At 71.6% G+C, this 26,439-nt stretch carries 28 protein-coding genes; 20 read left to right on the forward strand and 8 right to left on the reverse strand.

Going from position 1 to position 26,439, the window contains the following annotated elements; all coding sequences use genetic code 11:
• Positions 1 to 95: 95 nt before the first annotated feature.
• Both QWU11_RS04865 and QWU11_RS04870 read left to right on the forward strand, forming a co-directional pair.
• Entirely contained in the window at positions 96 to 833 is a 738-nt protein-coding gene (locus QWU11_RS04865) for a Clp protease N-terminal domain-containing protein (protein ID WP_290103777.1), read from the forward strand.
• Positions 833 to 1,720, forward strand: a complete 888-nt coding sequence (locus tag QWU11_RS04870) for a serine hydrolase (protein ID WP_290103778.1) — start codon at positions 833 to 835, stop codon at positions 1,718 to 1,720. The genes QWU11_RS04865 and QWU11_RS04870 overlap by 1 nt, the downstream gene beginning before the upstream one ends.
• A gap of 21 nt (positions 1,721 to 1,741) precedes the next feature.
• Here the strand turns inward: QWU11_RS04870 and QWU11_RS04875 are convergent, their stop codons facing one another.
• Positions 1,742 to 2,602: a LysR family transcriptional regulator gene (locus tag QWU11_RS04875; protein WP_290103779.1), complete on the reverse strand. Its 861-nt coding sequence runs from the start codon at positions 2,600 to 2,602 to the stop codon at positions 1,742 to 1,744.
• A gap of 71 nt (positions 2,603 to 2,673) precedes the next feature.
• Between QWU11_RS04875 and QWU11_RS04880 the strand changes: the two genes are divergently transcribed.
• The 4 genes from QWU11_RS04880 to menC all read left to right on the forward strand — a co-directional run bounded on the left by QWU11_RS04880 (position 2,674) and on the right by menC (position 7,076).
• The gene (locus tag QWU11_RS04880) at positions 2,674 to 3,888 is read left to right on the forward strand and encodes an MFS transporter (protein WP_290103780.1); all 1,215 of its coding nucleotides are present in this window, start codon (positions 2,674 to 2,676) and stop codon (positions 3,886 to 3,888) included.
• Between the two features lie 227 nt (positions 3,889 to 4,115).
• The gene (locus QWU11_RS04885; RefSeq protein ID WP_290103781.1) at positions 4,116 to 5,144 is read left to right on the forward strand and encodes an MCE family protein; all 1,029 of its coding nucleotides are present in this window, start codon (positions 4,116 to 4,118) and stop codon (positions 5,142 to 5,144) included.
• Between the two features lie 52 nt (positions 5,145 to 5,196).
• Positions 5,197 to 5,958, forward strand: coding sequence for a GNAT family N-acetyltransferase (locus tag QWU11_RS04890; protein WP_290103782.1), 762 nt, complete (start codon positions 5,197 to 5,199; stop codon positions 5,956 to 5,958).
• Positions 5,955 to 7,076: an o-succinylbenzoate synthase gene (menC, locus tag QWU11_RS04895; protein ID WP_290103783.1), complete on the forward strand. Its 1,122-nt coding sequence runs from the start codon at positions 5,955 to 5,957 to the stop codon at positions 7,074 to 7,076. Before QWU11_RS04890 ends, menC begins: the two co-directional genes overlap by 4 nt.
• Here the strand turns inward: menC and QWU11_RS04900 are convergent.
• A complete protein-coding gene (locus tag QWU11_RS04900) occupies positions 7,052 to 7,591 on the reverse strand; it encodes a cysteine dioxygenase family protein (protein ID WP_290103785.1) in 540 nt (179 codons plus the stop codon). The two genes, menC and QWU11_RS04900, sit on opposite strands and share 25 nt — an antisense overlap.
• A gap of 95 nt (positions 7,592 to 7,686) precedes the next feature.
• Between QWU11_RS04900 and QWU11_RS04905 the strand changes: the two genes are divergently transcribed.
• Entirely contained in the window at positions 7,687 to 8,616 is a 930-nt protein-coding gene (locus QWU11_RS04905) for a LysR family transcriptional regulator (protein ID WP_290103786.1), read from the forward strand.
• On the opposite strand, the gene QWU11_RS04910 is transcribed toward QWU11_RS04905, so the two are convergent.
• From QWU11_RS04910 to QWU11_RS04920, 3 genes are all read right to left on the reverse strand, one after another.
• Positions 8,564 to 9,691, reverse strand: coding sequence for a methyltransferase domain-containing protein (locus tag QWU11_RS04910; protein ID WP_290103787.1), 1,128 nt, complete (start codon positions 9,689 to 9,691; stop codon positions 8,564 to 8,566). The two genes, QWU11_RS04905 and QWU11_RS04910, sit on opposite strands and share 53 nt — an antisense overlap.
• A gap of 617 nt (positions 9,692 to 10,308) precedes the next feature.
• Positions 10,309 to 10,653 carry a VOC family protein gene (locus tag QWU11_RS04915; protein ID WP_290103788.1) on the reverse strand — a complete coding sequence of 115 codons (345 nt, stop codon included), beginning with the start codon at positions 10,651 to 10,653 and terminating at the stop codon, positions 10,309 to 10,311.
• A gap of 24 nt (positions 10,654 to 10,677) precedes the next feature.
• Positions 10,678 to 11,721, reverse strand: a complete 1,044-nt coding sequence (locus QWU11_RS04920) for an aldo/keto reductase (protein WP_290103789.1) — start codon at positions 11,719 to 11,721, stop codon at positions 10,678 to 10,680.
• A 67-nt stretch (positions 11,722 to 11,788) separates the two neighbouring features.
• Between QWU11_RS04920 and QWU11_RS04925 the strand changes: the two genes are divergently transcribed.
• Positions 11,789 to 12,409, forward strand: a complete 621-nt coding sequence (locus tag QWU11_RS04925) for a TetR/AcrR family transcriptional regulator (RefSeq protein ID WP_290103790.1) — start codon at positions 11,789 to 11,791, stop codon at positions 12,407 to 12,409.
• Here QWU11_RS04925 and QWU11_RS04930 read toward each other — a convergent pair.
• Positions 12,396 to 13,208, reverse strand: a complete 813-nt coding sequence (locus QWU11_RS04930) for a crotonase/enoyl-CoA hydratase family protein (RefSeq protein WP_290103791.1) — start codon at positions 13,206 to 13,208, stop codon at positions 12,396 to 12,398. The genes QWU11_RS04925 and QWU11_RS04930 overlap by 14 nt on opposite strands.
• A 131-nt stretch (positions 13,209 to 13,339) precedes the next feature.
• Between QWU11_RS04930 and QWU11_RS04935 the strand changes: the two genes are divergently transcribed.
• From QWU11_RS04935 to QWU11_RS04980, 10 genes are all read left to right on the forward strand, one after another.
• Complete coding sequence (locus tag QWU11_RS04935; RefSeq protein WP_290103792.1) at positions 13,340 to 14,887, forward strand: acyl-CoA synthetase; 1,548 nt, start codon at positions 13,340 to 13,342, stop codon at positions 14,885 to 14,887.
• A gap of 19 nt (positions 14,888 to 14,906) precedes the next feature.
• Complete coding sequence (locus tag QWU11_RS04940) at positions 14,907 to 15,842, forward strand: OB-fold nucleic acid binding domain-containing protein (protein ID WP_290103793.1); 936 nt, start codon at positions 14,907 to 14,909, stop codon at positions 15,840 to 15,842.
• The gene (locus QWU11_RS04945) at positions 15,842 to 16,888 is read left to right on the forward strand and encodes a thiolase domain-containing protein (protein ID WP_290103794.1); all 1,047 of its coding nucleotides are present in this window, start codon (positions 15,842 to 15,844) and stop codon (positions 16,886 to 16,888) included. Before QWU11_RS04940 ends, QWU11_RS04945 begins: the two co-directional genes overlap by 1 nt.
• 3 nt (positions 16,889 to 16,891) lie before the next feature.
• Positions 16,892 to 18,049 carry a thiolase domain-containing protein gene (locus QWU11_RS04950; RefSeq protein WP_290103795.1) on the forward strand — a complete coding sequence of 386 codons (1,158 nt, stop codon included), beginning with the start codon at positions 16,892 to 16,894 and terminating at the stop codon, positions 18,047 to 18,049.
• Between the two features lie 13 nt (positions 18,050 to 18,062).
• Positions 18,063 to 19,643 carry an acyl-CoA synthetase gene (locus QWU11_RS04955; RefSeq protein WP_290103796.1) on the forward strand — a complete coding sequence of 527 codons (1,581 nt, stop codon included), beginning with the start codon at positions 18,063 to 18,065 and terminating at the stop codon, positions 19,641 to 19,643.
• Positions 19,644 to 19,781: 138 nt separating this feature from the next.
• Positions 19,782 to 20,255 carry a MarR family transcriptional regulator gene (locus QWU11_RS04960; protein ID WP_290103797.1) on the forward strand — a complete coding sequence of 158 codons (474 nt, stop codon included), beginning with the start codon at positions 19,782 to 19,784 and terminating at the stop codon, positions 20,253 to 20,255.
• A 111-nt stretch (positions 20,256 to 20,366) separates the two neighbouring features.
• Positions 20,367 to 20,714: a metalloregulator ArsR/SmtB family transcription factor gene (locus tag QWU11_RS04965; RefSeq protein ID WP_290103798.1), complete on the forward strand. Its 348-nt coding sequence runs from the start codon at positions 20,367 to 20,369 to the stop codon at positions 20,712 to 20,714.
• Entirely contained in the window at positions 20,711 to 21,190 is a 480-nt protein-coding gene (locus QWU11_RS04970; protein WP_290103799.1) for an SRPBCC family protein, read from the forward strand. Before QWU11_RS04965 ends, QWU11_RS04970 begins: the two co-directional genes overlap by 4 nt.
• Complete coding sequence (locus QWU11_RS04975) at positions 21,187 to 21,963, forward strand: SRPBCC family protein (RefSeq protein WP_290103800.1); 777 nt, start codon at positions 21,187 to 21,189, stop codon at positions 21,961 to 21,963. The genes QWU11_RS04970 and QWU11_RS04975 overlap by 4 nt, the downstream gene beginning before the upstream one ends.
• 58 nt (positions 21,964 to 22,021) lie before the next feature.
• Positions 22,022 to 22,348 carry a hypothetical protein gene (locus QWU11_RS04980; protein ID WP_290103801.1) on the forward strand — a complete coding sequence of 109 codons (327 nt, stop codon included), beginning with the start codon at positions 22,022 to 22,024 and terminating at the stop codon, positions 22,346 to 22,348.
• 2 nt (positions 22,349 to 22,350) lie between these two features.
• On the opposite strand, the gene QWU11_RS04985 is transcribed toward QWU11_RS04980, so the two are convergent.
• Positions 22,351 to 22,989 (reverse strand): DJ-1/PfpI family protein, encoded by a 639-nt coding sequence (locus tag QWU11_RS04985; RefSeq protein WP_290103802.1) that lies wholly within the window; start codon positions 22,987 to 22,989, stop codon positions 22,351 to 22,353.
• A gap of 116 nt (positions 22,990 to 23,105) precedes the next feature.
• Here QWU11_RS04985 and QWU11_RS04990 point away from each other — a divergent pair, with 116 nt between their 5' ends.
• Positions 23,106 to 24,242: a GDSL-type esterase/lipase family protein gene (locus tag QWU11_RS04990; RefSeq protein ID WP_290103803.1), complete on the forward strand. Its 1,137-nt coding sequence runs from the start codon at positions 23,106 to 23,108 to the stop codon at positions 24,240 to 24,242.
• A 67-nt stretch (positions 24,243 to 24,309) separates the two neighbouring features.
• Complete coding sequence (gene add, locus QWU11_RS04995; RefSeq protein ID WP_290103804.1) at positions 24,310 to 25,326, forward strand: adenosine deaminase; 1,017 nt, start codon at positions 24,310 to 24,312, stop codon at positions 25,324 to 25,326.
• Here the strand turns inward: add and QWU11_RS05000 are convergent.
• Positions 25,313 to 26,425, reverse strand: a complete 1,113-nt coding sequence (locus tag QWU11_RS05000; protein ID WP_290103805.1) for a nitronate monooxygenase family protein — start codon at positions 26,423 to 26,425, stop codon at positions 25,313 to 25,315. The two genes, add and QWU11_RS05000, sit on opposite strands and share 14 nt — an antisense overlap.
• Positions 26,426 to 26,439 lie beyond the last annotated feature (14 nt).

The raw sequence follows: 26,439 nt of genomic DNA on the forward strand, positions 1-26,439 counted from the left end.
CGCTGGGGCCGGCCCCCGAGGTGTACGGGGGCTACCCCGAGGAGTGCTGTCAACGAAATGATTGACACCCACAATGCGCCAACTATTCTGTTGGCATGTCGAACGTGCCTCAGCTCAGAGATCTCGTCGGCCAGGTCGTTCTCCGGGGCATCGGCGGACCTCGGGATCCACTGACCCAGCTCGACGACGCCGAGCGGCTGGCCGCGGAGATCTCGGTGCTGGGCGAGCGGCTGGTGGGCTACTTCGTGGAGCAGGCCCGGGCCGAGGGCCTCTCCTGGGCCGACATCGGCGCCCACAAGGGCATCAGCCGCCAGGCCGCGCAGCAGCGGTATTCGCCGTACATCTCCCGGCTCACGCTCGCCGAGATCATCGCCGCCGGCACGCTGGCGACCTTCGGACCCCGGGCCCTGGACCGCCTCCATGTCGCCGAGCGGCACGCCCGCGGCCGAGACGCCCTGGGCACCGAGCACCTGCTCCTGGCCATCCTCGACGACACCGGCGGCCTCGCCGTCACGACCCTGACCGCCCTCGGCGCCCCGCCCGGGACGCTCCGCCCCGCTCTCACCTCGGCGACCGGCACCGCACCGGCCGGCACAGACGCCGTGGACACCTCCGCCCTGCTCACCGACGACGCCCGCCGGGCCCTGGACGGCGCGGCCGCCGAAGCCCACGCCGCCGGGCACGAGGTGGCCACCGTTCACCTGCTCCTCGGCCTGCTCCGCAACCCGGCCAGCGCGGCCGGCCGGCTCCTCGCCGCCCACGGCGTCACCCGCACCGCCGCCGCCCGGCAGATCGAGGACCACCTCAACCGCTATCTGCAGGAGAGTGACTGATGGAGCTCACGAAGGCGCTGGACGCCCTCCCCACGACCTGCGTAATGGTCATCAAGGACGGCAGGACCGTCTATGAGTACGGCGACCCCGCCGAGGTCGGCTACCTGGCCTCCGCCCGCAAACCCGTCCTCTCCCTCCTCTACGGACGCCCGGTCACCGACGGCGTCATCGACCTCGAGAGCACCCTTGACGACCTCGGCATCGACGACGTCCAAGGCCTCCTCCCCCGCGAGCGCCGGGCCACCGTCCATGACCTGCTGACCGGCCGCTCCGGCGTCTACCACCCGGCCGCGAGCTCGAACGAGCTCCAAGCGCGACTCCCCGAACGGGGCACGGTCGAGCCCGGCACCGAGTTCCACTACACCGCGTGGGACGCCAACGCCCTCGGCACGATCTACGAGCAGCAGACCGGCCGGAGGGTGTTCGACGCGGTCGCCGAGGACCTCGCGGGGCCACTCGGCTTCCAGGACTTCGACCCCGTCCGCCAGCGCTTGCTCGGCCGGCCGGAGGTCTCGCGGCACCTGGCCCACCACCCGTTCCTCTCCGCCCGCGACCTGGCCCGGGTCGGGCTCCTCGTGCTGGAGCGGGGCCGCGGCCTGGTCCCGGAGCAGTGGCTCACCCGCAGCATGACCCCGTACGCGAAGAACTACGGCTACCAGTGGTGGCTCCCTCGGCTCCCCCAGGGCCGGGCCTTCATGGCGATCGGCAACTTCGGCCAGTTCCTGTTCGGAATCCCGGACCGGAACCTCGTCGTGGTGCACCGGGTGGCCGTCCCCGACGAGCTGGCGATCGCCCGCAACGCCGGCGCCGACGTCGCCATCGAAGGGGTGTCCCACCTGGAGTTCCGCCGTATCGGCCAGCTCATCCTGGGCTCCGACTGGGCCTGACGCCGCGACGGCGGCCCGGGGTCACGGCGCGGAGCGGGCGATGACGAAGCGGCGGAAGTGCTCGACCGCCGGCAGGCGGGTGCGGTTCTCCGCCCACGCGAGGCCGATCGTACGGCGGGCGTCCGCGATCACGACCTCCGCGACGCCCGCGACGCCCTCACCTGGTGGCACGATCGCGACGCCCAGGCCCGCCGCCACCAGCGCTCGCAGCGTCGTCGCCTCCTCGCCCTCGAAGGCGATCTCCGGCCGGACGCCGGCCGCCCGGAAGAGCTCGTCCGTGACGGTGCGCAGGCCGTACCCTCCGCGCATCAGGATGAACGGCTCGTCCGCGACGTCCGCGAGGTTCGCCTCGGCCGGGCCCGCGGCGCGATGGCCGGCGGGCACCGCCAGGCGCAGGCGTTCCGTTCTCAGCGGATGCCAGGCCAGTCCCTCCGGGCGTGGGCTGGTGATGGCCATGTCCGCGTGCCCCGACGCCACGGCCGCCTCGATGCGCTCCGAGCTGCCCTGGATCAGCCGGAAGCCGACGTGCGGATGGGCGGACCGGTAGACGCGCAGCAGCTCCGGCACCAGCACGGTGCCCTGCGTGTGCAGGAACGCCAGGCCGACCTCACCGTGGTCGGGGTCCGCGGCCTGGGCCAGCTCGCGGCGGGCCGTGTCCTCGGTGGCGATCAGGTGTTCGGCGTGGGAGCGGAAGATCTCGCCGTAGCGGTTCAGCCGGAGCGTACGGCCCTCGCGGTCGAACAGCGGGGCGCGCAGCTCGCGTTCCAGTCGGGCGATGGCGCGGGAGAGTCCCGGCTGGGAGACGCGCAGGCCTTCCGCGGCGCGGGTGACGTTTCCGGTCTCGGCCACCGCCAGAAACCAGCGCACCGTGACGAGGTCCATGCACACCAAGCATAGGTTGCCGAAAGAACTTTCATTGGACGCATCAGCGATGGCGACGCAGGGTGGAGAGCGTGCTCCGACTCGCCCCCTCGCTCGATTCCGGCTCCCAGGACGGACGGCACCGGCGCGGCTCGCCCGGGCTGCGCCGGGTCAACCTGGCACTGTTCGTCGCGGGCCTGATGACGTTCATGTCGCTCTACAGCACCCAGGCGCTCCTCCCGGTGCTCTCCCGCGCCTTCGCGGTCTCACCGACCGGTTCCAGCCTGCTCGTCTCCATGGCGACCGGCACGCTCGCGCTCGCGGTCATCCCGGTCAGCGCGCTGTCCGAACGCTTCGGCCGTACGCGGGTCATGCTCGCCTGCTCGGCGATCGCGGCGCCGCTCGGCCTGCTGCTGCCGCTGTGCCCGTCGTTTCCCGCGCTGGCGGCGGTACGCGCGGCGCAGGGGATCGCGCTGGCCGGCGTGCCGGCGGTGGCCATGGCCTACCTCGCCGACGAGGTGCACCCGGAGGCGTTCGGGAGCGCGATGGGGCGCTACATCGCCGGCAACACCGTGGGCGGGCTGGCCGGGCGGCTCCTGCCCGGCGTCGTCACCGGCCTGGCCGGCTGGCGCTGGGCACTCGGCGCCACCGCGATCGCGACGCTGCTGCTGACCGCGGCGTTCTGGGCGCTGCTGCCGCGCTCGCGGTTCTTCACGCCGACGAAGACGGGCGGCGCGCTGCGGCACCTGGCCGACCCCGGCATGCGCCGGCTCTTCCTGGTCGGCCTGGTCCTGATGTCGACGTTCGTGACCGTCTACAACTACCTGGGGTACCGCCTGATCGCCGCGCCGTTCGGGCTGCCGCAGTCGCTGGTCGCGCTGGTGTTCGTGATGTACCTCGCGGGGACGTTCAGCTCGCCCGCCGCCGGTTCGCTCGCCGACCGGGTCGGCCGGCGGCCGGTGCTGCTCGGCGCCTGCGTCGTCACCGGGGCCGGGCTGCTGCTGACCCTGCCGGACTCCCTGCCGGTCGTGGGCGCCGGGCTGCTGGTGATGACCACCGGATTCTTCGCCGCGCACTCGGTGGCGAGCGGCTGGGTGGGCCGCCGCGCGACCTTCGGACGGGCGCACGCGTCCGGGCTGTACCTGTTCGCCTACTACCTCGGCAGCAGCGTCGGCGGATCGGCCGGCGGCCTCGCGTACGAGCACGGCCGCTGGCCCGCGACGGTCGCGTACGGCCTGGTCCTGCTCACGATCGCCCTGGTGTCGACCCTCGGCGTACGCGCCGCGGAACCGGCCGGCGACGCGTGAGATGCGTCACTGCGCGAGATCAGTAAGGCATTGCTGACCTGCCCGGACGCCGCACGCAGCGATAATCTGCCGCTTTTTCCCAGGCCGACAGCCTTGTCGTGAGAAAATACGCGTCAGTAGGGTTCACAGACGCGACGGGGCGACGACGCGGTGTAATGATCACCGTCGGCCCAGCCTCCCCGGCCGCGCCGCACGGCACCGAGATCCGACGCGAGGTACCCCCGTAGATGCGCCCTTTCCGGGAACGGAACCCCCTGCCGATCGGCATCGCCGGACTGGCGACCGTCGGTCTGCTCGCGGTGCTCGCCTTCAACCTCGGGCGCTTCTCCGGCGGTACGGCCTACTCCGCCGCCTTCAGTGAGGCCGCCGGGCTCAAGCCGGGGGAGGAGGTCCGCATCGCGGGCGTCAAGGTCGGCAAGGTCGAGGGCGTGACCCTCGAAGGCGACCACGTGAAGGTGAAGTTCACCAGCGGCACGCCCTTCGGCACCGACACCCGCGCGCAGATCAAGATCAAGACGCTCCTCGGGTCGCACTACCTGGCGCTGGTGCCCAAGGGGCCGGGCCGGCAGTCCACGCACCGGGAGATCCCGGTGTCGCGCACCACCGCGCCGTACGACGTGGTCCCCGCGCTCCAGGACGCCAGCGCGCAGCTCGCCAAGATCGACACCAAGCAGCTCTCCAAGTCCTTCGACACGCTGTCGCAGACGATGCAGGGCTCGTCGGCGAACGTCCGTGGCACCCTGGCGGGCCTGCAGAAGGTCTCCCGCGCGGTCGCCTCGCGCGACGACGAGCTGAGTGAGCTGCTCAAACACTCCAACAACGTGACCAAGCTGCTCGCCGACCGCAGCGGTGACCTCGCCGCGCTCGTGAACGACGGCGGCCTGCTGCTGCAGGAGATCAACGCACGCCGCCAGGTGATCAGCCAGCTGCTGACGGGTACGGTCACGCTCTCCCAGCAGATCACCGGAACGATCCACGAGAACCAGGCGACGCTGGGCCCCACGCTGAAGAACCTCCACCAGGTCGAGAACATCCTGAACCGCAACCAGGAGAACCTGGATAAGTCGTTCAAGGCGATGGCCCCGTTCGCGGCCGAGGCGGCCGACTACACGGCCACGGGCCGGTTCTTCGACGTCTACCTGCAGAACATCGTCCCGCTCCCCCTGTCGGTGAAGCTGCCGGGCGCGACCACGCCCGCGCCGTCCAAGAGCCCCTCGAAACCCTCGGACGGCAATCCGCTCCCGATCATCAAGTGACCCGGAGCCGCCCGGGTGGGCGGCATGACCGGCGACACGGCACGATCGGGATATGGACGTACGCGAGCTGACCACGACCGATGACCTGCGGGCGGCCTCGGACCTGCTCGCCGGGATCTGGCGGCCGACCGACCCCATGCCGTACGAGATGCTGCGCGTCCTCCAGCATCTCGGCGGGTACATCTCCGGCGTCTACGAGGGCGGCGCCCTGGTCGGGGCCTGCGCGGCCTTCCCGACGGCGGACGGGCGCCTGCACTCCCACATCACCGGGGTCTCCGCCCGCGGCAAGGGCGCCGGGTTCGAGATCAAGCGGCACCAGCGCCTGTGGGCCCTCGCCCACGGCGTCACCGCGATCACCTGGACCTTCGACCCTCTCGTCCGGCGCAACGCGTACTTCAACCTCGCGAAGCTGGCCGCACGGGTCGAGGAGTACCTGCCGGACTTCTACGGCGAGATGCCGGACGAGCTGAACGCCGGCGACCCGAGCGACCGCCTGCTGCTCTCCTGGGACCTCGACGCTCCGACGGTGGCGGCGGCCGTACGCGGTGAGCCGCCGATCTCACCGCCCGCCGCACAGGTCACGGTCCTCACCGAAGACCCGGACGGCCGCCCGGCCGAGGCCGATCCCGGCGGCGCCGCGCGGCTGGCGGTCGGCACCCCGGCCGACATCGCCGCGCTCCGCGCCGCCGATCCTCCGCTCGCCCTCGCCTGGCGGCGGGCCCAGCGGACGGCGCTCGGCGGGGCGCTGGACACCGGGTACCGCGTGGCCGGTTTCGCCCGGTCCGGCCACTACCTTCTGGAGGCGGCGCGATGAGGCTTTCCGGCGTGGAGCTGCGGCGGATCCGGATCCCGCTCGTCTCCCCGTTCCGCACGTCCTTCGCGACCGAGACCGAGCGCGAGGTGCTGTTCGTCCGGGTGCTGGGCGAGGACGCCGAGGGCTGGGGCGAGTGCGTGGCGATCACCGAGCCGCTCTACTCCCCTGAGTACGTCGACGGCGCCGAACAGGTCATCCGCGACTTCCTGCTGCCGCGCCTGCCCGCGGACGTCACCGCCCCCGCCCTCGGCCCGGCGTTCGCGCCGGTGAAGGGGCATGCCATGGCCAAGGCGGCGGTCGAGATGGCGGTCCTGGACGCGGAGCTGCGCGGCGTCGGCATGTCGTACGCGGCCTACCTCGGGGGGATCCGCGACCGGGTGTCGACCGGGGTCTCGGTCGGGATCATGGACTCGATCCCCGAGCTGCTGGACCACGTGACCGGCTACCTCGCCGAGGGGTACGCCCGCATCAAGCTCAAGATCCAGCCGGGCTGGGACGTCGATCCGGTGCGCGCGGTGCGCGAGCGGTTCGGTGACATCCTGCTGCAGGTCGACGCCAACACCGCCTACACGCGGGCCGACACGCGCCACCTCGCCGATCTGGACCCGTTCGAGCTGCTGTTCATCGAGCAGCCGCTCCCCGAGGAGGACCTGCTCGGTCACGCGACGCTCGCCTCGGCGCTCACGACGCCGATCTGCCTGGACGAGTCGATCGTGTCCGCCCAGGCCGCCGCGGACGCGCTCTCACTCGGCGCGTGCTCGGTCATCAACGTGAAGGCGGGCCGGGTCGGCGGCTACCTGGAGGCGCGGCGGATCCACGACGTGTCCATGGCGCACGGCGTGCCGGTGTGGTGCGGCGGGATGCTGGAGACCGGGCTCGGCCGCGCGGCCAACCTGGCGTTCGCGGCGCTGCCGGGCTGCACGCTGCCGGGCGACGTGTCCGCCTCCGACCGCTACTACAGCCAGGACGTCACCGAGCCGTTCCGGCTGGTGGACGGCCTGATGACCGTGCCGTCGGGCCCCGGCCTGGGCGTGGAGCCCCTCATGGACGTGCTCGACGCGATGACCGAGTCCAAGCGGTTCGTACGGCTCCCTCAGTCGCGTACGGGCAGCTCGTAGACGCGGCGGACGCTGGAGTCGATGCGGGAGATGTCCGTTCCGTACACGTGAATGGAGATCGCCGTGGTGTCGCCGGAGTTGCGGACCCGGTGGATGTCGCCCGGCGGGGCGAAGCCGCTGATGTCGCCCGCCAGGTTGTCGTTCACACCGACGCTCAGCAGGTGGTCGCCCTCGTGCACGAACAGCTCCTCGTGCTCGACGCCCTGCAGGACGCCGAAGACGCACCAGGTCACGTGGTCGTGAATCGACGTGACCTGCCCGGGACGCCAGACGAGGCCGACGATGGAGAAGGCGCCGTCCGGCGCGGCGTACAGGGTGTGACTCTGGTACGCGTCCGGGTCGCCGGCGCGTTCCTCCGCGGTCAGCACGTCCGGCGTGGGCAGGTGCCGGCGCAGCTCGGCGCCGACGAGCACGGCGGTCTCGCGCCACCCCGCCTGCCGGGCCACGGCGGTACGGATGCCCGCCACCAGCTCGGCCAGCCCGGGCCGTACGTCTCCGAACACCATGGTCGTCATCGGTCACCTCCGCTTCCAGGATCGCCGGTCGGCCACTCATCGGTCTAATGCCAACTACTCCATCTATCGATAGATCTGGTTGATATGTTGACTCTGTGCTGGACGTTTCCCGCCTTCGGGTGCTCGTGGCGATCGCCCGTACCGGCTCGGTGACGGCCGCGGCCAAGGAGCTCCACTACTCCCAGCCGTCGGTCAGCCACCACCTCGCCCGGCTGGAGGCCGAGACCGGCGCCCAGCTCGTACGGCGGGCCGGGCGCGGCATCCGGCTGACCGAGGCCGGCCGCACGCTCGCCGAGCGCGGTGCGGAGATCCTCGGCCGCCTCGACGCCGCCGAGGCCGAACTCTCCGCGCACGTCGGGCTGAGCCAGGGCCGCGTACGGCTCGCGGCGTTCCCGTCCGCGCTGAGCACGTTCGTCCCGACCGCCGCCGCCCTGCTGGCCGAACGCCACCCGGGCCTGCGCGTGAGCCTGACCGAGGCCGAGCCCCCGGAGGCCGTCCGCATGCTGCGGGCCGGGTACGTCGACGTCGCGGTGATCTTCCGGTACGACCTCGGCAGCGAGGACGACGGCATCGCCGCCCTGCGGCTGCTGGACGAGCCGAGCTACCTGGTGACGGCCGACGCGGCCGACCCGGACCTCGCCGCCCACGCGGACGCCGAGTGGATCGCGGGCTGCGACCGCTGCCGGCTGCACCTGCTGGACATGTGCTCGCGGGCGGGCTTCGACCCCCGCGTGTCGTTCACGACGGACGACTTCGTGGCCGTCCAGGCCCTCGTGGCGGCGGGCCTGGGCGTGACGACCCTGCCGGGCCTGCCTCTGCTCGCCGCCCGGAACCCTTCGGTGCACACGGCCGTACTGCCGGAGTCGACCAGGTACGTCCTTGCCGCGACGTACGGCCAGCCGCCCGAACCCCCCGCCACGACCGCGCTCCTGGAGGCCCTCACCGAGGCCACCGCGTCGATGGGCGACCGGCTCAGTAGAGGTTCCCCGGCGAGTCCAGGAACACCTGCCGGCCGGCCGGGGTGACGGTCAGCCCGAACCGCGTGAGGTCCGGCTCGCCCACGTCCTGCCACCGCCGGCAGGCGGACTCCACCTCGCTCCACAGGTCGCGCGGCCCGCCCTCGTAGACGGCGAACTCCTCACACCCGTCGTCGCAGAAGAACACCGCCGCCCACGACCGGTCGGCCAGGCCGTAGACGTACAGCGTCGTCGTGCCGTCCTCGCCGGCGCTCGCGGCGTGAACGGCGTCCGGGACGCGCAGGCCGATGAAGAAGTCCGCGGCGATGAGCTCGGCACGCCGCAGCGTGGTCGCCGACTCCCGCCGGTCCACCGGCCAGTCCTCGCCCGGCAGGTACTCCTCGTGCACCGGCCAGGTGCCGCGCCGGCGCCGGTCGAGCATGAACTCCACCGGGCGCGTGAACCGGCCCTCCGCAGTGCCGTCGCCCGCCGTACGAAGCCGGACGACCGCCGCCGCGTGCGTCCACCCGGTGCGCCACGGAACGACGATCAGCCCGCCCGCCCGGGTCTGCCCGACCCATGCCGGTGGCACCTCCCGTACGGCGAACGTGGCCTGGATCCGGTCGTACGGTGCGCCGTCCGGCCGGCCCTCGGCGCCGTCACCCGCCACGACGAGCGCCTGGACACCGGCGTCGCGCAGGCGCGCGGCGGCCGCCCCGGCGAGGCCGGCGTCGATCTCGACTCCCGCGACACGTCCCGGGCCGGCCCGGTGGGCGAGCAGGCCGGTCGTCCAGCCGGTGCCGACGCCGATGTCCAGCACGCGATGGCCCGGGTGTACGTCCAGGTCAGAGAGCATTTCCGCAACGAGCGTCGGCTGTGAGGACGAGGAGGTCGCTACCTCGCCCGGCTCACGCCCGGAGTGCCGGCCGTCGTCCCACTGGGTGACGATCGGGACGTCCTCGCCGGCCCACCGCTCCCACGCACGCGGGTCGTCGCGCCGGTCGACCGTGAGGTACCCGTCCGGGGTGAGCGGCCAGACCAGGTCCGGCAGCGCCAGCCGCCGGGGATGGCCCGCGATCACCTCGGCCCACGGCACCTGCCGCCGTCCTGGAGCAGCCTGCCGCTGAGACGCGCCTCCGCTCACGTCGGTCACTTCTTCTCGTGCCGCCCGCCGCCCGTGCTGGGGCCGGTGTCGGGGCTGGGCGGGTTCGGTGGTGGCGGATTCTGCGGCTTCGGCTTGTCGTGCTGGCCCATGGTCACCTCCATGCGATGCGCCTGCCGCGGACGCTATCCCGACGCGGAGATCGAGTGTCCTCATGGTTGCGAACCGGTCACTCACGGTTTCGCGGGCCAGGTGAATCGCGGCCCCGGGTTGTGATCCTCGACCACCTGCGTGCCGCCTCGGAGCCGATGGACGCCCACGCCGTGGCCGGCGCGACCGGGCAGCACGTCACCACCGTGCGGTTCCATCTCGGCATCCTCATCGAGGCCGGGCTCGTCACCTCCACCCGGCGGCCGCCGTACGCCCCCGCCTCGCGAGGCCGGCAGCGCCTACCAAGAGCTCGCCGAGGTGCTGGCCACGCACTTCGGCTCGACGCGCAGCGCCGAGCAGGCCGATGCCGGCTGGGCGGCTCGGCGGCTCTCCGCACAGGCGCCCGCGGCGTCCTCGGCGCAGGCCAGGCAGCGGATCGTCGCGATGTTCGCCGAGATGGGCTGCGTCGCCCTCGAAGTGGTGAAGGTCCTCGCCCTGCTCACTGACGATCAGAGGTCGTACGCCGTCGGGTGCCGCGGCTCGTACAACGAGAGCTCCGCGCCGCTCGGCAGGCGGATCGCCGCCACCGAACCCCAGCCGGCGTTCACGACCGGCTGGGCGAGTTCGACGCCCTTGCCGGCCAGCGACGCGAGGGTCTCCTGAAGGTCGTCGCACATGAGGTAGAACTCGTGCTTCGGCTCCCCGGGATGGACGGCGGCCTCCGAGGGCGGCAGCTGGAAGATCAGCCAGCCGTCCCCGGCGTCGACGTGGGGAAAGCCGAGCACGTCGCGCAGGAATGCCCGATCGGCGTCCGCGTCGGAGCTGTACAGGATCACATGAGCGCCATTGATCATGCGTCTATCCTGGCCGCCCGGAGATCAGCGTGGGGCGTAGAGCGGCGGGTTGAGGCGGGCGAAGCCCTCCTGGCGCTCATACGGAAAGTACGGGTACGGGGCGGTCACCGCGCCGGCGTCGTCCAGCCGGGCGATCTGGTCCGGGGTGAGGGCCCAGCCGGCCGCGCCGAGGTTCTCGCGCAACTGCGTCTCGTCGCGGGCTCCGATCAGGACCGAGGCCACCGTGGGCCGCCGCAGCAGCCAGTTGATGGCGATCTGCGGGACCGCCCGGCCGGTCTCCCCGGCGATCTCGAGCAGCACGTCGACCACCCGGTAGAGCCGCTCCTCCTCCACCGGCGGGCCGAAGGACGCGGTCCGGTGCAGGCGGCTCCCGGCCGGCAGCGGCACGCCCCGGCGGACGCGCCCGGTCAGCCGTCCCCAGCCGAGCGGGCTCCACACGACCGCGCCCACGCCCTGGTCCAGGCCCAGGGGCATCAGCTCCCACTCGTAGTCGCGGCCGATCAGCGAGTAGTAGACCTGGTGCGCGACGTACCGCTCATGGCCGCGCGCGTCGGCGAGCGCGAGCGACTTCATGAGCTGCCAGCCCGAGAAGTTCGACACCCCCGGATACCGCACCTTCCCGGCCCGTACGAGGTCATCCAGCGCGGACAGGACCTCCTCGATCGGCGTGCCGGCGTCGAACGCGTGCAGCTGGAACAGGTCGATGTGGTCCGTGCCGAGCCGGCGCAGGGCGTCCTCGCAGGCCCGGATCAGCCTTGTACGGGACGTGCCCGCGTCCTGCGGGCCCTCTCCCATCGGCAGGCCGGTCTTGGTGGACAGGATCACCTCGTCGCGGCGGCCCTTGATCGCCTCGCCCAGCACCTCCTCCGAGGCGCCGTCGGAGTAGACGTCCGCGGTGTCGAACATGGTGACGCCGGCGTCGAGGCAGACGTCCACGAGCCGCCGCGCCTCCCGCGCGTCCGTACTGCCCCAGTTGCCGAACAGCTCGCCCCGGCCGCCGAACGTGCCGGCGCCGAAGCTCAGCGCCGGCACCGTGAGCCCCGACGAACCCAGCCGCCGATATTCCATGACACCCACCTAACGGTCCCCGAGTTCCATTAACATCAAGAGGACGCTAGCACGCGAAAGGCGGCTAATGGAACACCAGGCCCATTACGAGCCCGGCTCGGTGCGACCGGGCGGACGGACCGCGCGCGTACGGACGGCGGTCCTCACGGCGGCCGGCGACGCGCTCGCCGAGCACGGTTTCGACCGCCTCGACCTCGCCGACGTCGCACGCCGCGCGGACGTGGGCAAGACCACCGTCTACCGCCGCTGGGGCACGGTGACCGGGCTGGTCGCCGACCTGCTCACGGACATGGCCGAGCAGTCGCTGCCGCGCGCCCGTACCGGCGAGCTGCTCGGCGACCTGCGGGCCAACGCCCGGCTCGTCCAGCGCACGCTCACCGACCCACGGCAGCGCGCGCTGTTCACGGCGGTGATCGCCGCCGCCACGTGCGACGCTCGTACGGCCGAGGCCCTGCACCGCTTCTACGACACCCGCATCGGCGAGTGGGCGCCGTGCGTGGACGAGGCGGTGGACCGCGGCGAGCTACCCGCGGGCACCGACGCCCGCGAGGTGATCCGCGCGGTCTCCGCGCCGCTCTACTACCGGCTGCTGGCGAGCGGCGATCCGCTCGACGAGCAAGCGGCCGACCGCGCCGCCGAGGCCGCGGCGGCGGCGGCCAGAGCCGGGGTGTACGTCACTCGCCGGTGAAGTTCGGCGGGCGTTTCTCCCGGAACGCCTTGGTGCCCTCCTCGGCGTCCTTCGAGGCGAACACCGGCCAGCCGATCTCGTCGGAGACCTTCAGCGCGGCCTCCTCGTCCAGCCCCTCGGTCCGGCGGTAGGTCTGGAGGATCGCCTGGACGGACAGCGGGCCGCTGGCGGCGAGAAGGTCCGCGTACTCCCGCGCCGCCTGGAGCGCCGTCCCGTCCGGGACGACTCGCGTGATCATTCCGTACTGCAGCGCCTCCGAAGGCGTCACGGACCGGCCGGTGAGCAGGATGTCCATCGCGAAGGTGTAGGGGATCTGCCGGGGCAGCCGCACCGCAGAACCGCCCATCGGGAAAAGCCCGCGCCGTGCCTCGTACAGGCCCAGCGTCGCACCCTCGGCCACGATCCGGATGTCGGTGCCGAGCAGGAGCTCGGTGCCACCGGCCACGGCGTAGCCCTCGATCGCGCTGATCAGCGGCTTGGTCGGCACGGTGTCGCGGAGCAGGCCCTTCCAGTGGTAGTCCGTGATCTCGGCGGCCCGCCGACGGACGCGCTCGTCCTCGGACGGCCGGCTCATGGCCTTGAGGTCCGCGCCCGCGCAGAAGTGTCCCTCGGCTCCGGTCAGGATGCCGACGCGTACCTCGTCCGTGGCCGTGATGTAGGCCCACGCGTCGGCCATGCCGACGAGCATGTCGGCGCTGAGCGCGTTGCGCGACTCAGGCCGGCTCATCGTGACCGTGACGACGTGCCCGTCACGTTCTACCGTGCAGTGTGCGGTGCTGATCGGCAGCCGCTCGGCCATGCCCGCCTCCTCGCTGACACAAAACAAGAACGAATTCTAGTGATGATGCCCACCATCCAACAGGCCTTGCTCCCCAAAACGAGAACGTGATCTACTGCGGGACGAGACGCCTCCATGACCGGGAGGGAACGATGGGTTCGCTGGGTTTTTGGCGCCTGGCCGCGAACGACCCGGCGTGGGTCGCCGCGGTCGATCCGGACGGCACCACCTACACCGCGGGTGATCTGCTCGCGCGGTGCAACCGCCTCGTGCACGGCCTGCGCGACCTCGGCCTCGGGCCCGGCGACGGCATCTGCGGCCTGTTGCCCAACGGGGTCGACGGGCTGGTCCTGTACCTCGCCGCGCTCCAGGCCGGCTGGTACTACACGCCGATCAACTGGCATCTGGCCGGCCCCGAGATCGCCTACATCGTCGGCGACAGCGAGGCCAAGGCGTTCTTCGTGCACGACCGCTTCGCCGAGGAGGGCACGGCCGGAGCGGCCGGGCTCGACGCGAGCCGGAGGTTCGCGGTGGGCGGTGACATCCCCGGCTTCCGCGACGCCGCCGAGCTGACGCACGGGCAGCCGGACACGCTGCCGGGCGAGCGTACGGCGGGCGCGACCATGCACTACACCTCGGGCACCACCGGACGGCCCAAGGGCGTACGCCGGGCGCTGACCGGCCTGGACCCGGACGACTCGGCCGAGCTGATGACGTTCCTGCTGACGTTCTTCGGCTTCACCCCCGGGCAGCCCAACGCCCATCTCGTCACCTCGCCGAACTACCACACGGCCGTGACGCAGTTCGGCGGTTCGGCGCTGCACATGGGCCACTCCCTCGTCTACATGGACAAGTGGGAGGCCGAGGAGACCCTGCGGCTGATCGAACGCCACCGGATCACCAACACGCACATGGTGCCGACGCACTTCAAGCGGCTGCTCACGCTCCCCGCCGAGACGAGAGAACGCTACGACGTCTCGTCCATGAAGTGGGCGATCCACGCCGCCGCGCCCTGTCCCGTACCCATCAAGCAGGCGATGCTCGACTGGTGGGGCGACTGCGTCTGGGAGTACTACGCGGCCACCGAGGGCGGCGGGACGATCGCGAGCCCGGCGGACTGGCGGGCGCACCCCGGGACGGTCGGCAACGCCTGGCCGATCAGCGAGCTGCTGATCGTGGACGACGATGGCGCCGAGGTGCCCACCGGCGTCCCCGGGACGATCTACATGAAGATGGCCGGGGTCGAGTTCGAGTACAAGGGCGACGCGGAGAAGACCCGGGCGAACCGCCTGAAGGACCACTTCACCGTCGGCGACATCGGCTACCTCACCGAGGACGGCTTCCTGTTCCTGTCCGACCGCAAGGCCGACATGATCATCTCCGGCGGGACCAACATCTACCCGGCCGAGATCGAGAACGAGATCATGATCCATCCGAAGGTCGCCGACGTCGCGGTCTTCGGCATCCCGGACGACGACTGGGGTGAGCAGATCAAGGCGGTGGTCGAGCCGGCCGAGGGCGTGCCGCCCGGGCCGGAGCTCGAAGCGGAGATCCTCGCCTCGCTCGACGGCCGCCTGGCCCGGATGAAGTGGCCGAAGTCGTTCGACTTCATCGAGCACATGCCGCGCGAGCCCAACGGGAAGCTCCTCAAGCGCCGCCTCCGCGACCCGTACTGGAAGGACCGCGATGCCGCCATCTGAGCAGGAGGGGAGCGCGACCATGACACACGATGTTCTGACCGCAGACCACTCGCTCGCGTTCCCGGGTGGGTACACGCGCTCGGTCGGGCCGGTGATCGGGCGGTTCCTGACCGAACTGCGCGACGGGCGGCTCGTCGGGGTCCGTACGGCCTCCGGCGGCGTGCTGTTCCCGCCCGCCGAGTACGACGCGGACGGCGAGGCGGTCACCGGGGAGTTCGTGGACGTCGGTCCAGAATGCGTCGTCGGCGCGTACGCCTGGGTGCCGCGCCCGCGCCCGGACCACCCGCTCGACCGGCCGTTCGCCTGGGCGCTCCTCACCCCGGACGGCGCCGACACCGCCCTGCTGCACGTCCTGGACCTCGGCGTGTTCGAGCTCGGGGCCAAGCCGCCGAAGACGCTGCGCGCCGGCCTGCGGGTCCGCCCGAAGTGGCGGGCGGAGCGCACCGGCGCGATCAACGACATCGAGAGCTTCCGGCCCGACGTCACGATGATCAACGCGCCGGTGCGCGCGGACTACCGCCTCAGCGCCGGCAAGGCGCTCAGCCGCTTCCTCGGCGGCATCGGCGAGGGGCGCATCCTCGGCCACCGCTGCGAGGTCTGCGGCAAGGTCTACGTGCCGATGAAGGGCATGTGCCCGGTCGACGGCGTCCCCACCACCGAAGAGGTGGAGGTGCCCGGCACCGGCACGGTCACGACGTTCGCGGTGAACAACATCCCCGACCCGCGCGCGCCCGACGTGCCGTTCGTGTCGGCGTACGTGCTGCTCGACGGGGCCGACATCGCGATGGTCGCGCTGGTGGCGGGCATCCCGGCCGACCAGGCCCGCATGGGCATGCGCGTACGCGCCGCGTGGCGGCCACGCGAGGAGTGGGGCCAGACGATGGCGAACATCAAGTGGTTCGAGCCCATCGACGAACCCGACGTGCCGTTCGACGAGATCAAGGACTATCTCTGATGAACACCGACATCGCGGTCGTGGCGTTCGCGCAGACGAAGCACACGGGCGAGGACTCCGGGCTGTCGGAGGTCGAGATCCTCGCCCCGGTCATCACCGGCGTCAAGGAGGAGACCGGGCTGAAGCGCTTCGGCTTCACCTGCTCCGGCTCGCTCGACTACCTCGCCGGGGCGCCGTTCTCGTTCGTCTCGGCGCTCGACGCGGTCGGCGCGTGGCCGCCGATCTCCGAGAGCCACGTCGAGATGGACGCCGCGTGGGCGCTGTACGAGGCATACGTCCGGCTGCTGCACGGCGACGTCGACACCGCGCTGGTGTACGGCTTCGGCAAGCCGTCACAGGTCCGCCGCAACGACGGCGAGTCCGGGCTACCGGAGCTGGCGAACCTCCAGCTCGACCCCTACTACCTCGCGCCGCTCGGCCTCGACCAGGTGTCGCTGGCGGCGTTGCAGGCCCGCGCGTACCTCGACCGCGGGCACAAGGAGGACGACCTGCGCGCGGTGGCGGCCCGGTCGCGCGCCGCCGGACGCGACAACCCGTGCGCCCTCGACCTGCCCGACCCGGGTGAGGAGGAGTACGAGATCGCGCCGCTGCGTCCCTACGACTGCGCGCCCGTCACCGACGGCGGCGCGGCGATCGTGCTGGCGAGCGGCGACCGCGCACGTGAGCTGTGCGAACGGCCCGCCTGGATCCGCGGCGCCGACCACCGCATCGAGGCGCACTCCCTCGGCGCCCGCGACCTGGGCCGGTCCGAGTCGGCCGAGCTGGCCGGTCGGAAGGCCGGCGCCGGCGGCATCGAGGTGGCCGAACTCCACGCGCAGTTCAGCCACGAGGAGCTCATCCTGCGCGAGGCCCTCGGCCTCGGCGACGACGTGCGCGTCAACCCGTCCGGCGGCCCGCTGGCCGCCAACCCGGTCATGGCCACGGGCCTGATCCGAATCGGCGAGGCGGCCGGCTGGATCCACCGAGGCGAGGCGGCACGCACCCTCGCCCACGCGTCCTCCGGCCCCTGCCTGCAGTCGAACCTCGTGTGCGTGATGGAGGCGTGAACCATGGCTGAGGCCTGCGCGGTGATCGGCGTGGGGCAGACCCAGTACCGGTCCCGGCGGAACGACGTCTCGATGGCCGGTCTCGTACGCGAGGCGGCGCTGGAGGCGCTGGAGGACGCCGGACTGACGTTCAAGGACATCGACGCGGTCGTCATCGGCAAGGCCCCCGACCTGTTCGAGGGCGTCATGATGCCGGAGTCCTACCTCGCGGACGCGCTCGGCGCGCGCGGCAAGCCGATGACGCGGGTGCACACCGCCGGCTCGGTCGGCGGGTCCACCGCGCTCGTCGCGGCGAGCCTCGTCCAGGCCGGCGTGCACGACCGGGTGCTCGTCGTCGCGTGGGAGAAGCAGTCCGAGTCCAACGCGACCTGGGCGCTGTCCACCCACCCGCCGCTCACGCCCTCGCTCGTCGTCGGGGCCGGCGGCTACTTCGCGCCGCACATTCGCGCGTACATGCGGCGGACCGGCGCGCCCGCGCACATCGGCACGCTCGTCGCGGTCAAGGACCGGCAGAACGCGCTGAAGAACCCGTACGCCCACCTGCGGATTCCCGGCATCTCCCGCGAGATGGTCGAGGCGACGCCGATGCTGTGGGAGCCGATCCGCTACCTGGAGACCTGCCCGTCGAGCGACGGGGCGGCGGCCATGGTGCTGGCCTCCTCGTCGGCCGCGCGCGCCGCGCCGAACCCTCCCGCCTGGGTGCACGGCGCGGCGATGCGGTCCGAGCCGATCTTCTTCGCCGGGCGCGACACGGTGAGCCCGCAGGCCGGCAAGGACTGCGCCGCCGACGTGTACGCCCAGGCCGGCATCACCGACCCGCGCCGCGATCTCGACTGCGCCGAGGTGTACGTCCCGTTCTCCTGGTACGAGCCGATGTGGCTGGAGAACCTCGGGTTCTGCGGCGAGGGCGAGGGCTGGAAGCTGACCGAGGCCGGCAGCACCGCGCTGGACGGCGACATCCCGTGGAACCCCTCCGGCGGTGTGCTGTCCTCCAACCCGATCGGCGCGTCCGGTCTCATCCGCTTCGCCGAGGCGGCCCAGCAGGTACGCGGGCTGGCCGGCGATCATCAGGTCGACGGCGCCCGCCGCGCGCTCGGCCACGCGTACGGTGGCGGTGCGCAGTTCTACGCGATGTGGGTCGTCGGCGCCGAGCGGCCCTGAGGAACGGGACACGATGGAGTTCAACCACGCCGACCTGTTCGAGGGACTCGCGGACGCGATCGGAGACCGGCCGGCGCTGGTCGCACCCGGTCCGTCCGGCCTCGCCCGGCTGACCTACGCCGAGCTGGACGCGCACGCGAACCGGCTCGCCCACCACCTCGCGGACGCCGGGGTCGGCCCCGGCGAGCACGTCGGGGTGCACCTGTACAACGGGCTGGAGTACATCGCGACCGTACTGGCCGCGTTGAAGATCCGCGCGGTGCCGGTGAACGTCAACTACCGCTACGTCTCGGCCGAGCTGGAGTACCTCTACCGGGACGCCTCGCTGGTCGCGCTGGTCTACGACGCGTCCTTCGAGGACCGGGTGAACGCCGCCGTCCCGGCCGCCCCGACGCTGCGGCACCGGATCGTGGTCGGCGGCACGTCGCCGCACGCCGTCGCGTACGAGGACGCCGTCCTCAGCGGGTCACCGGAGCGCGGCTTCGGGCCTCGTACGGGTGATGACCTCTACATCATCTACACGGGCGGCACGACCGGCATGCCCAAGGGTGTGATGTGGCGCTGCGAGGACCTGTTCATGGCCTTCGGCGGCGGCAACCCGTACGGCGATCCGCGCGAGACGCCCGAGGCGCTCGTCGAGGGCGCGCTCGCCTCGGACGGCGTCGTGATGATGACGACGGCGCCGCTCATGCACGGCGCGGCGCAGATGACGACGTTCATCACGTGGTGGCTGGGCGGGACGGTCGTCTACAACCGGCGGTTCGACCCCGCGGAGACGCTGCGTACGGTCGAGCGCGAGAAGGTCATCACGCTGGGCATGACCGGCGACGCGATGGCCCGGCCGCTGACCGAGGAGATCGCCGCGGGCTCGTACGACCTGTCCTCGCTCGCGGTGGTCAGCACGACGGGCGCGATCCTGTCCGGAACCGTACGCGACCGGCTGACCGAACTGCTGCCGAACATCTTCGTCATCGACAGCTTCGGCTCCTCCGAGTCGGGCTACACGGCGTCGGGCGTCGAGGGCTCCTCCCCCGAGGCGGGCCTGCGGTACCGGCCGATCAACGCGCGGCTGGGCGTCCTGGACGACTCGCTCAAACTGGTCGAACCGGGCTCGGGAGTGATCGGGCAGGTCGCCAAGCGCGGGCACATCGCACTCGGATACTGGAACGACCCGGTCAAGACGGCGAAGACGTTCGTCGACGTCGACGGCGACCGCTGGCTGCTGACCGGCGACATCGCCACGGTGGAGGCCGACGGCACGATCTCGATCTTCGGGCGCGGGTCGCAGTGCATCAACACGGGCGGCGAGAAGGTCTTCCCCGAAGAGGTCGAGGCCGTGCTCAAGGGCCATCCGGGGGTGTTCGACGCGGTGGTGACCGGGATCGCGGACGAGCGGTACGGCGAGCGGGTGGCCGCGGTGATCCAGCCGTACGACGACGCCTCGCCGTCCGTCGCCGAGCTGGACGCCCACTGCCGGAGCCGCCTGTCGGGCTACAAGGTGCCGAGGACGTACGCGTTCGTCTCCGAACTCCAGCGGTCGCCGGCGGGCAAGGCCGACTACCGCTGGGCGAAGAGGGTCGCCTCGGAGGCGTGAGACCGGCGTCCTCGTTTGCCGGAAATGATGTCCGACCTGTCGTGATGGCCGTCGGCGTGGTTGCCGAGATGCCGGGCTTACGCGGGTAAACTCGAGTCACCTCTCCATCTCCGAGAGGGCCTGGAGTTGGGGGTCCCCATGACGGCGCCGGACCGCGCGAAGCTCATCGCGGAGCTGAGCCACCAGGCGCGCGTGAGCACACTGTGGACGGTCCTGCTCCACAGTGCGATCGCCAGCCGGTCGGGCATCAACGTGACCGACATGCAGTGCATCAACCTGCTGCAGCTTCGCGGCCCGATGACCCCGGGCCAGCTCGCGGGCGCGATGTTCCTGACCACGGGCGGCGCGATCACCACGGTGATCGACCGCCTGGAGAAGGCGGGAATGGTCCGCCGCCGCCGAGACGACCACGACCGCCGCCGCGTGCTGGTCGAGGCCACCGAGGACCGCCCGGTGACCGAGCTGGGCGAACGCTTCCGGCCGGTCGCGGAGACCTACGGGAAGCTGCTGGACGGCTACTCGGACGAGCAGCTGGCACTGATCCTCGACTACCTGAACCGCACGAACGCGAACTCCCCCGAGGTCATCGAACAGGTCAAACGCCTCGGCTGACCTTCCCCCGGCGGCGCACTCATGCGCCGGCCTGTGCCGTACCCACGCCTTGACATCGATGGCCACTGCCCTCATTGTTAACTTACTCGTTCTAAAACAAGGTGGTTATGGATGGCGGCCGACGTGCTCAGTCTCGTCTTCGGGGCGCTGGCGGATCCCACCCGGCGGGCCATACTCATCCGGCTCGCCGACGGGGACGCGACCGTGGCCGAGCTGGCGGCGCCGTTCGACGTCTCTCAGCCGGCGATCTCTCGCCATCTCAAGGTGCTGGAGAACGCCGGGCTCATCTCGCGTACGCGGCGGGCGACCGCGCGGCTCAGTCATCTCGAGGCCGAGCCGCTCCGCGAGGTCACCACCTGGCTGACGCGCTACCAGCGGTTCTGGGACGAGAGTCACGAACGGCTCGACGAGCTGCTCGCGGCGTTGCAGACGAACCACGAACAAGGAGACGACCGATGAGCAAGACGCAGATCACCGTCGAGCCCGGGATCCCGCAGATCATCATCGAGCGGGAGTTCGACGCGCCGCGCGAGCTGGTGTTCCGGGCTCACACCGACCCCGAGCTCGTCGTCCAGTGGCTCGGCCCGCGCGAGCTCACGATGCGCATCGAGCGGTTCGACGCCCGCGACGGCGGCAAGTGGCGCTACATCTCCACCGACCCCGAAGGCAACGAGTTCGCCTTCCACGGCGTCTTCCACGGGGACCCCTCGCCGGACTCCACCGTGCAGACCTTCGAGTTCGAGGGGATGCCCGGCCACGTCGCGATGGAGACCCTGACCCTGGTCGAGCGCGACGGCCGCACACTGGCCCGTACGGTCTCCAGCTTCCAGTCGGTCGAGGACCGCGACGGCATGGTCGAGTCCGGCATGGAGCACGGCGTCCGCGACTCCGGCGAACGCCTCACCGAGCTGCTCGAAACCCTCCAGGACCGATGAGCGACCCAGTGGAGATCCGCGTCCGGCTGCCCGCCTCGCAGGAGGCGGCCCGCCGCGCGTGGGCCCCAGAAGAGCTGCGGAAATGGCTCGCGGAGTACGCGGAGCCCTTCGCCTTCTGGGGCCGCCACACCCCCTGGGGCGACGAACCTCGCCAGCGCCTCCTGCACCTCGGCGACCGTACGCTGCGGTTCTCCTGGAAAGTGGGCACCGAGGACACGACCGTCGAGGTGCTCTTCGAGGACGGGGCACTACGGCTCTCCCAGACCACCTTCGACGGCGAGGAGAACGGCTACCCCATCGCCCTCGTCCTCCACGTCTTCTGGGCCTTCGCGCTCGGCAACCTCGTCGACCACCTCTCCGGCCGCCCCATCACGCCCCGCTGCGACTACACCCGCTCCGACCTGCGTACGGAGGTGGTCATCGGCGCGCCCCGCGCAGAGGTGTTCGCCTCGCTCACCGAGTCACAAAGGTTCAGCCAATGGTTCGGCATCACGGTCGAGATCGAGCCGTACGCCGGCGGCCGCTGGGCGATCCCCGACGGCGGCCCGATCGGCACCGTACGAGAGGTCGAGCAGGGACGACGCCTGACGCTCCAGGAGGACTCCTGTGTCTCGACCTGGGACCTGGCCGACGACGGCGAGGGGACCCGCCTGACGCTCGCCCTGAGCGGGTACGACCGGCCGCCGTACACGAGCTGGACCGGCTGGCTCTCCGCCGTCTCCGGCCTGCGCCGCTACCACGAGCTGGACGACTGGCGCCCCATCTGGGAATGACGGAAAGTGGCCGTTTGACCACGCCCTCTCGAGGGACACCTCCCGTAGGGAGGACGACATGGCGGCACACGCAGGACCCCTACGGTTCGGGCGATGGCGGCACGAGAAGCGGGGACTCGGCGCGGTCCTCGGGCGGGCGATCTGGCTGATCGCCGTCGTCGCGGCGCTGGTCCTGGTCACCGGCGTCGCGCTGACCTGGACGCACGCCGACCCCGGCAACGACATCGTGCACGGCCTCACGAGCGCCGGAGGCCGGCTGGCCACACCGTTCCGGCACGTCTTCGGCGACGCCGACGCGCGGGAACGGCTGACCGAGAACCATCTCCTCGCGGCGGGCGTCTACCTCGCCGGAGGCGGCATCCTCTCCTGGCTGCTGGAGCGCTGATCTCACAGCGCCGCGGGTACGAGGCCCTCGCTCCGCCAGACCACACCGCGGCGTTCGTGGGCGATCGCCTCGCCCACCGCGTGCGCCACGCGCGGGCCGAGTTCGCGTTCGACCAGGTGGAGACCCACGTCGAGGCCGGAGGTCGCACCGGACCCGCTGACCAGGTCGCCATCGTCGACCACCCGGGCGTCGACCATGGCCGCGCCGCAGTCGGCGAGGACCGAGAGGCCGAGCGGGTGCGTCGTCGCCGGCCGCCCGTTGATCAGTCCGGCCATCGCCAGGATGAGCGAGCCCCCGCAGACCGTCGCGACCGTGACGTCCGTACGGGACAGGGCCTCCGCCAGCAGCTTGGGCAGGTCCGTCTCCAGTGTGCGGGCGAGCCTGGCCGGGATCTCGTCGGTCATGTTCCCGGCGGCGCCCGGCACGACGACCAGGTCCGCACGTTCCGGATCCAGGCGCGCGACCGCCCGCAGCGACACCCCGGTGAGGCCGGAGGGCACCTCGCGCGGCCCCTCGGCCGACACGAGTTCGACGCTCAGCGCGCCCCCGCCGGCCGCGCCACCTGTGCCCAGCACCTCATACGGCGCGATCACGTCCAGCGGGTCGAAGCCATCGAACAGTACGAACTGGGCATGTTTCATCTCGTCCTCCCGGACGTCGGCGGCCCTTCCCTCCTAGACGTTAAAAGCCGAGGTGGGAGGCGGGTAGGGGGATCACTGCCAGGTCCCGCCGGATTTCCGCCAGCAAGGGGGTACGGATGACAGAGATGCGGGACGTACCGCTCGTGGGCGGCCCGGTGGAGTTCCGGGGGGCGCTGGACCTGGAGTGCCGTACGAGGGGCGTCATGCCGCGCCGGCTGCCCGCGTGGACCCGGGAGCAGTACCCGGACACGTTCATGGACTTCGTCACGATGATGCCCTCCGGCGTACGGCTGGTCTTCCGCACCGAGGCCGACACCCTGGAGCTGGACATCCTCACCGTCGTACGGCACATCGACGGCGATCCCGAGCCCCATCCGCCCGGGATGGTCGACATCCGGGTGGACGGGAAGGCCGCGGGCCACGCCGAGGTGCCGGTGTCGAGCGTCCTGCGGCTCCCCCACGTACGCGCCGAGGGCGAGCTCGTCCACGGTCTGCCCGGCACCGTGGAGTTCGCCGGGCTGCCTTCGCACCTGAAGGAGGTCGAGCTGTGGCTGCCCCAGCAGACCCCCTGTGAGCTGGTCGGACTCCGCGCCAACGCGCCTCTCCTCCGGCCGACGCCCTCGGGCCGCCGACGCTGGGTGCACTACGGGAGCTCGATCAGCCACTGCGTCGAGGCCGACTCGCCCACCGGCACCTGGCCCGTGATCGCGGCGTCGCGCGCCGGCGTGGAGGTGGTCAATCTCGGTTTCGCCGGGAACGCGATGCTCGACCCGTACGTCGCTCGTACGATGCGTGACCTGCCGGCCGACCTGATCAGCGTCAAGACGGGCGCCAACATCGTCGGCTGGGAGACGTTCAAGCCGCGGACGTTCGGCCCCGCGGTCCACGGCTTCCTCGACACGGTCCGCGACGGGCATCCGGACACGCCGCTGCTCGTGATCTCGCCGATCATCCTGCCCCTGGCCGAGGACGTGCCGGACGTCGATCCCGACGTCGACCCGGACGTCGCGGTGGCGCCCAAGCTGCCGCTCACGATGCCCGTGGTCCGCGAGACGCTGGCCGAGATCGTACGCCTGCGGGCGCGGCACGATCCCCACCTGCACTTCCTCGACGGCCGGGAGCTCTTCGGCGCCGGCGACGTCGCGGACCTGCCGGACGGGACGCACCCCAACGCGGCCGGCTACCGGCGCATCGGCGAACGGTTCGCGACCCGGGTGTTCGGCCCGGACGGCGCCTTCCATGCCGATATCTGACATATCTGTGTCAGATATCGGCTTATTGGCTCGCTAGGCCGACTTGCCCGCTGTTACTTTCGGGCGCATGACCGCGCTGGATGAGTTCATCGACGCTCTGCCCAAAGTCGAGCTTCACGTTCACCTGGTCGGTTCGGCCTCACTGCCGACCGTGCTCGAACTGGCCCGCCGGCACACCGGCCACGCGGTGCCGACCGACGAGGAGGCGCTGCGGAAGTTCTATGAGTTCCGCGACTTCCCGCACTTCGCCGAGATCTACTTCGCGGTCAACGGGCTCGTACGCGAGCCGGAGGACGTCGCGGCCCTCGTGGTCGGCGCGGCGAACGACCTCGCGGCGCAGAACGTCCGCTACGTCGAGCTCACCGTCACACCGTTCTCCCACGTCGTCGCCATGGGCATGCCGGTGCGGGCGGTCACCGAGGCGCTCGACATAGCGGCGCGCCAGGTCGCCGACCGGATCCAGGTCGCGTACGTCTTCGACATCCCCGGAGAGTTCGGCGCCGAGGCGGCGCGCGCCACGATCGACCACGCGCTGAGCCGGCCGCCGGAGAACCTCGTCGGCTTCGGCATCGGCGGCATCGAGCAGGACCGCGCCGGCCACGAGGAGGCGATCCGGGACGCCTTCCGCGCCGCCAAGGCCGCGGGCCTGCACAGCGTGCCGCACGCGGGCGAGATGAGCGGGCCGGAGACCATCTGGGAGGCCATCCGCGGCCTCGGTGCCGAACGGATCGGCCACGGCATCCGCTGCGTCGAGGACCCGGAACTGATGGCGTACCTGCGCGAGACGCAGATCCCCCTGGAGATCTGCCCGACGTCCAACGTCTGCACCCGGCAGGTGCCCGACATCGCGGCGCACCCGCTGCCGCACCTTCTCGAAGAGGGCCTGTACGTCACGTTGAACAGCGACGACCCGCCGATGTTCGGGACCACGCTGACCGGGGAGTACCGCACCGTCGGCCACGACCTGGGCTTCGCGCCGGACCGGCTGGCCGACCTGGCCCGCAACGGCGTACGCGCGTCGTTCCTCCCCGAGGAGCGCAAGACGGCGATCCTCGGGGAGATCGACGCGGTCAGTCCTCGATGAGGCCGCTGAGGCGTTCCATCGTCTCGATGTACTCCTCGACCATCTCGTAGATCACCCGCGAGGTCGGTTTCACCTGGTTCATCGTGCCGACGATCTGGCCGACCGGGAAGGTCGTCAGGTCGCCGGCGCCCGCACGGTTGATGCGCTTGAGCGCGTCCGAGATCAGCATGAACTGCATGGGCATCGGCAGTGTGCCCGGTGACTCCGGTGACTCCCACGCCTCGGTCCACGCGGTCTTCAGCATCCGCGCCGGCTTCCCGGTCCAGGACCGCGAGCGTACGGTGTCGCGCGAGGTCGCGGCGAGCATCCGGTCGCGGGAGGCCTCGGGGGTGTCGGCCTCCTCGACGGTCAGCCAGATCGAGCCGGTCCACACGCCGTCGGCGCCGAGGGCCAGGCCCGCCGCCATCTGCCGGCCGCGGCCGATGCCGCCCGCGGCGAGCACCAGGGTGTCCGGGCCGACCGCGTCGACCACCTCCGGGATGAGCACCATCGTGGAGATCTCGCCGGTGTGGCCGCCCGCCTCCGTGCCCTGGGCGACGATGATGTCGACCCCGACGTCCTTCTGCTTGCGGGCGTGCCGGGCGCTGCTGGCCAGGCCGGCGACGGTCACGCCCTGCCGGTGCGCCTGCTCCACGACGTCCGCCGGGGGCGGGCCGAGCGCGCTGGCGAGCAGCCCGATCGGATGCTTGAGCGCGACCTCGACCTGCGGGCGGGCGGTGGCGTCCGTCCAGCCGAGCAGGTAGCGGCTGACGCCCTCGTCGTTCAGCGGGGCGACGCCGTGCTGGTCGAGCAGGTCGTTGACGAAGGTGCGGTGGGTCTGGGGAATCATGTCCTGCAGGCGGTCGAGCATCTCGCCCGCGTCGCCGAGGTCCGCGCCCTCGTACTTGGCCGGCATCACGACGTCGACGCCGTACGGTTTGCCGCCGGTGTTGTCCTCGATCCAGTTCAGCTCGGTCTCGAGCTCCTCGGGAGTGAAGTACAGGGCGCCGAGGACGCCCATGCCGCCTGCGCGGCTCACCGCCGCGACCACGTCGCGGCAGTGACTGAACGCGAAGATCGGATACTCGATCCCGAGAAGTTCCGTTGCTCGTGTCCGCACGCCCACGACAATAC

It is taken from the genome of Actinomadura sp. DC4 (genome assembly GCF_030406325.1).
GTDB lineage: Bacteria > Actinomycetota > Actinomycetes > Streptosporangiales > Streptosporangiaceae > Actinoallomurus.

What these genes read in the sequence shown, in the direction of transcription:
- QWU11_RS04865 (WP_290103777.1), top strand. Translation starts at nt 96, where the DNA reads ATGTCGAACGTGCCTCAGCTCAGAGATCTCGTCGGCCAGGTCGTTCTC.
- QWU11_RS04870 (WP_290103778.1), top strand. Translation starts at nt 833, where the DNA reads ATGGAGCTCACGAAGGCGCTGGACGCCCTCCCCACGACCTGCGTAATG.
- QWU11_RS04875 (WP_290103779.1), bottom strand. Translation starts at nt 2,602, where the DNA reads ATGGACCTCGTCACGGTGCGCTGGTTTCTGGCGGTGGCCGAGACCGGA.
- QWU11_RS04885 (WP_290103781.1), top strand. Translation starts at nt 4,116, where the DNA reads ATGCGCCCTTTCCGGGAACGGAACCCCCTGCCGATCGGCATCGCCGGA.
- QWU11_RS04890 (WP_290103782.1), top strand. Translation starts at nt 5,197, where the DNA reads ATGGACGTACGCGAGCTGACCACGACCGATGACCTGCGGGCGGCCTCG.
- menC (WP_290103783.1), top strand. Translation starts at nt 5,955, where the DNA reads ATGAGGCTTTCCGGCGTGGAGCTGCGGCGGATCCGGATCCCGCTCGTC.
- QWU11_RS04900 (WP_290103785.1), bottom strand. Translation starts at nt 7,591, where the DNA reads ATGACGACCATGGTGTTCGGAGACGTACGGCCCGGGCTGGCCGAGCTG.
- QWU11_RS04915 (WP_290103788.1), bottom strand. Translation starts at nt 10,653, where the DNA reads ATGATCAATGGCGCTCATGTGATCCTGTACAGCTCCGACGCGGACGCC.
- QWU11_RS04920 (WP_290103789.1), bottom strand. Translation starts at nt 11,721, where the DNA reads ATGGAATATCGGCGGCTGGGTTCGTCGGGGCTCACGGTGCCGGCGCTG.
- QWU11_RS04925 (WP_290103790.1), top strand. Translation starts at nt 11,789, where the DNA reads ATGGAACACCAGGCCCATTACGAGCCCGGCTCGGTGCGACCGGGCGGA.
- QWU11_RS04930 (WP_290103791.1), bottom strand. Translation starts at nt 13,208, where the DNA reads ATGGCCGAGCGGCTGCCGATCAGCACCGCACACTGCACGGTAGAACGT.
- QWU11_RS04935 (WP_290103792.1), top strand. Translation starts at nt 13,340, where the DNA reads ATGGGTTCGCTGGGTTTTTGGCGCCTGGCCGCGAACGACCCGGCGTGG.
- QWU11_RS04940 (WP_290103793.1), top strand. Translation starts at nt 14,907, where the DNA reads ATGACACACGATGTTCTGACCGCAGACCACTCGCTCGCGTTCCCGGGT.
- QWU11_RS04945 (WP_290103794.1), top strand. Translation starts at nt 15,842, where the DNA reads ATGAACACCGACATCGCGGTCGTGGCGTTCGCGCAGACGAAGCACACG.
- QWU11_RS04950 (WP_290103795.1), top strand. Translation starts at nt 16,892, where the DNA reads ATGGCTGAGGCCTGCGCGGTGATCGGCGTGGGGCAGACCCAGTACCGG.
- QWU11_RS04955 (WP_290103796.1), top strand. Translation starts at nt 18,063, where the DNA reads ATGGAGTTCAACCACGCCGACCTGTTCGAGGGACTCGCGGACGCGATC.
- QWU11_RS04960 (WP_290103797.1), top strand. Translation starts at nt 19,782, where the DNA reads ATGACGGCGCCGGACCGCGCGAAGCTCATCGCGGAGCTGAGCCACCAG.
- QWU11_RS04965 (WP_290103798.1), top strand. Translation starts at nt 20,367, where the DNA reads ATGGCGGCCGACGTGCTCAGTCTCGTCTTCGGGGCGCTGGCGGATCCC.
- QWU11_RS04970 (WP_290103799.1), top strand. Translation starts at nt 20,711, where the DNA reads ATGAGCAAGACGCAGATCACCGTCGAGCCCGGGATCCCGCAGATCATC.
- QWU11_RS04975 (WP_290103800.1), top strand. Translation starts at nt 21,187, where the DNA reads ATGAGCGACCCAGTGGAGATCCGCGTCCGGCTGCCCGCCTCGCAGGAG.
- QWU11_RS04980 (WP_290103801.1), top strand. Translation starts at nt 22,022, where the DNA reads ATGGCGGCACACGCAGGACCCCTACGGTTCGGGCGATGGCGGCACGAG.
- QWU11_RS04985 (WP_290103802.1), bottom strand. Translation starts at nt 22,989, where the DNA reads ATGAAACATGCCCAGTTCGTACTGTTCGATGGCTTCGACCCGCTGGAC.
- QWU11_RS04990 (WP_290103803.1), top strand. Translation starts at nt 23,106, where the DNA reads ATGACAGAGATGCGGGACGTACCGCTCGTGGGCGGCCCGGTGGAGTTC.
- add (WP_290103804.1), top strand. Translation starts at nt 24,310, where the DNA reads ATGACCGCGCTGGATGAGTTCATCGACGCTCTGCCCAAAGTCGAGCTT.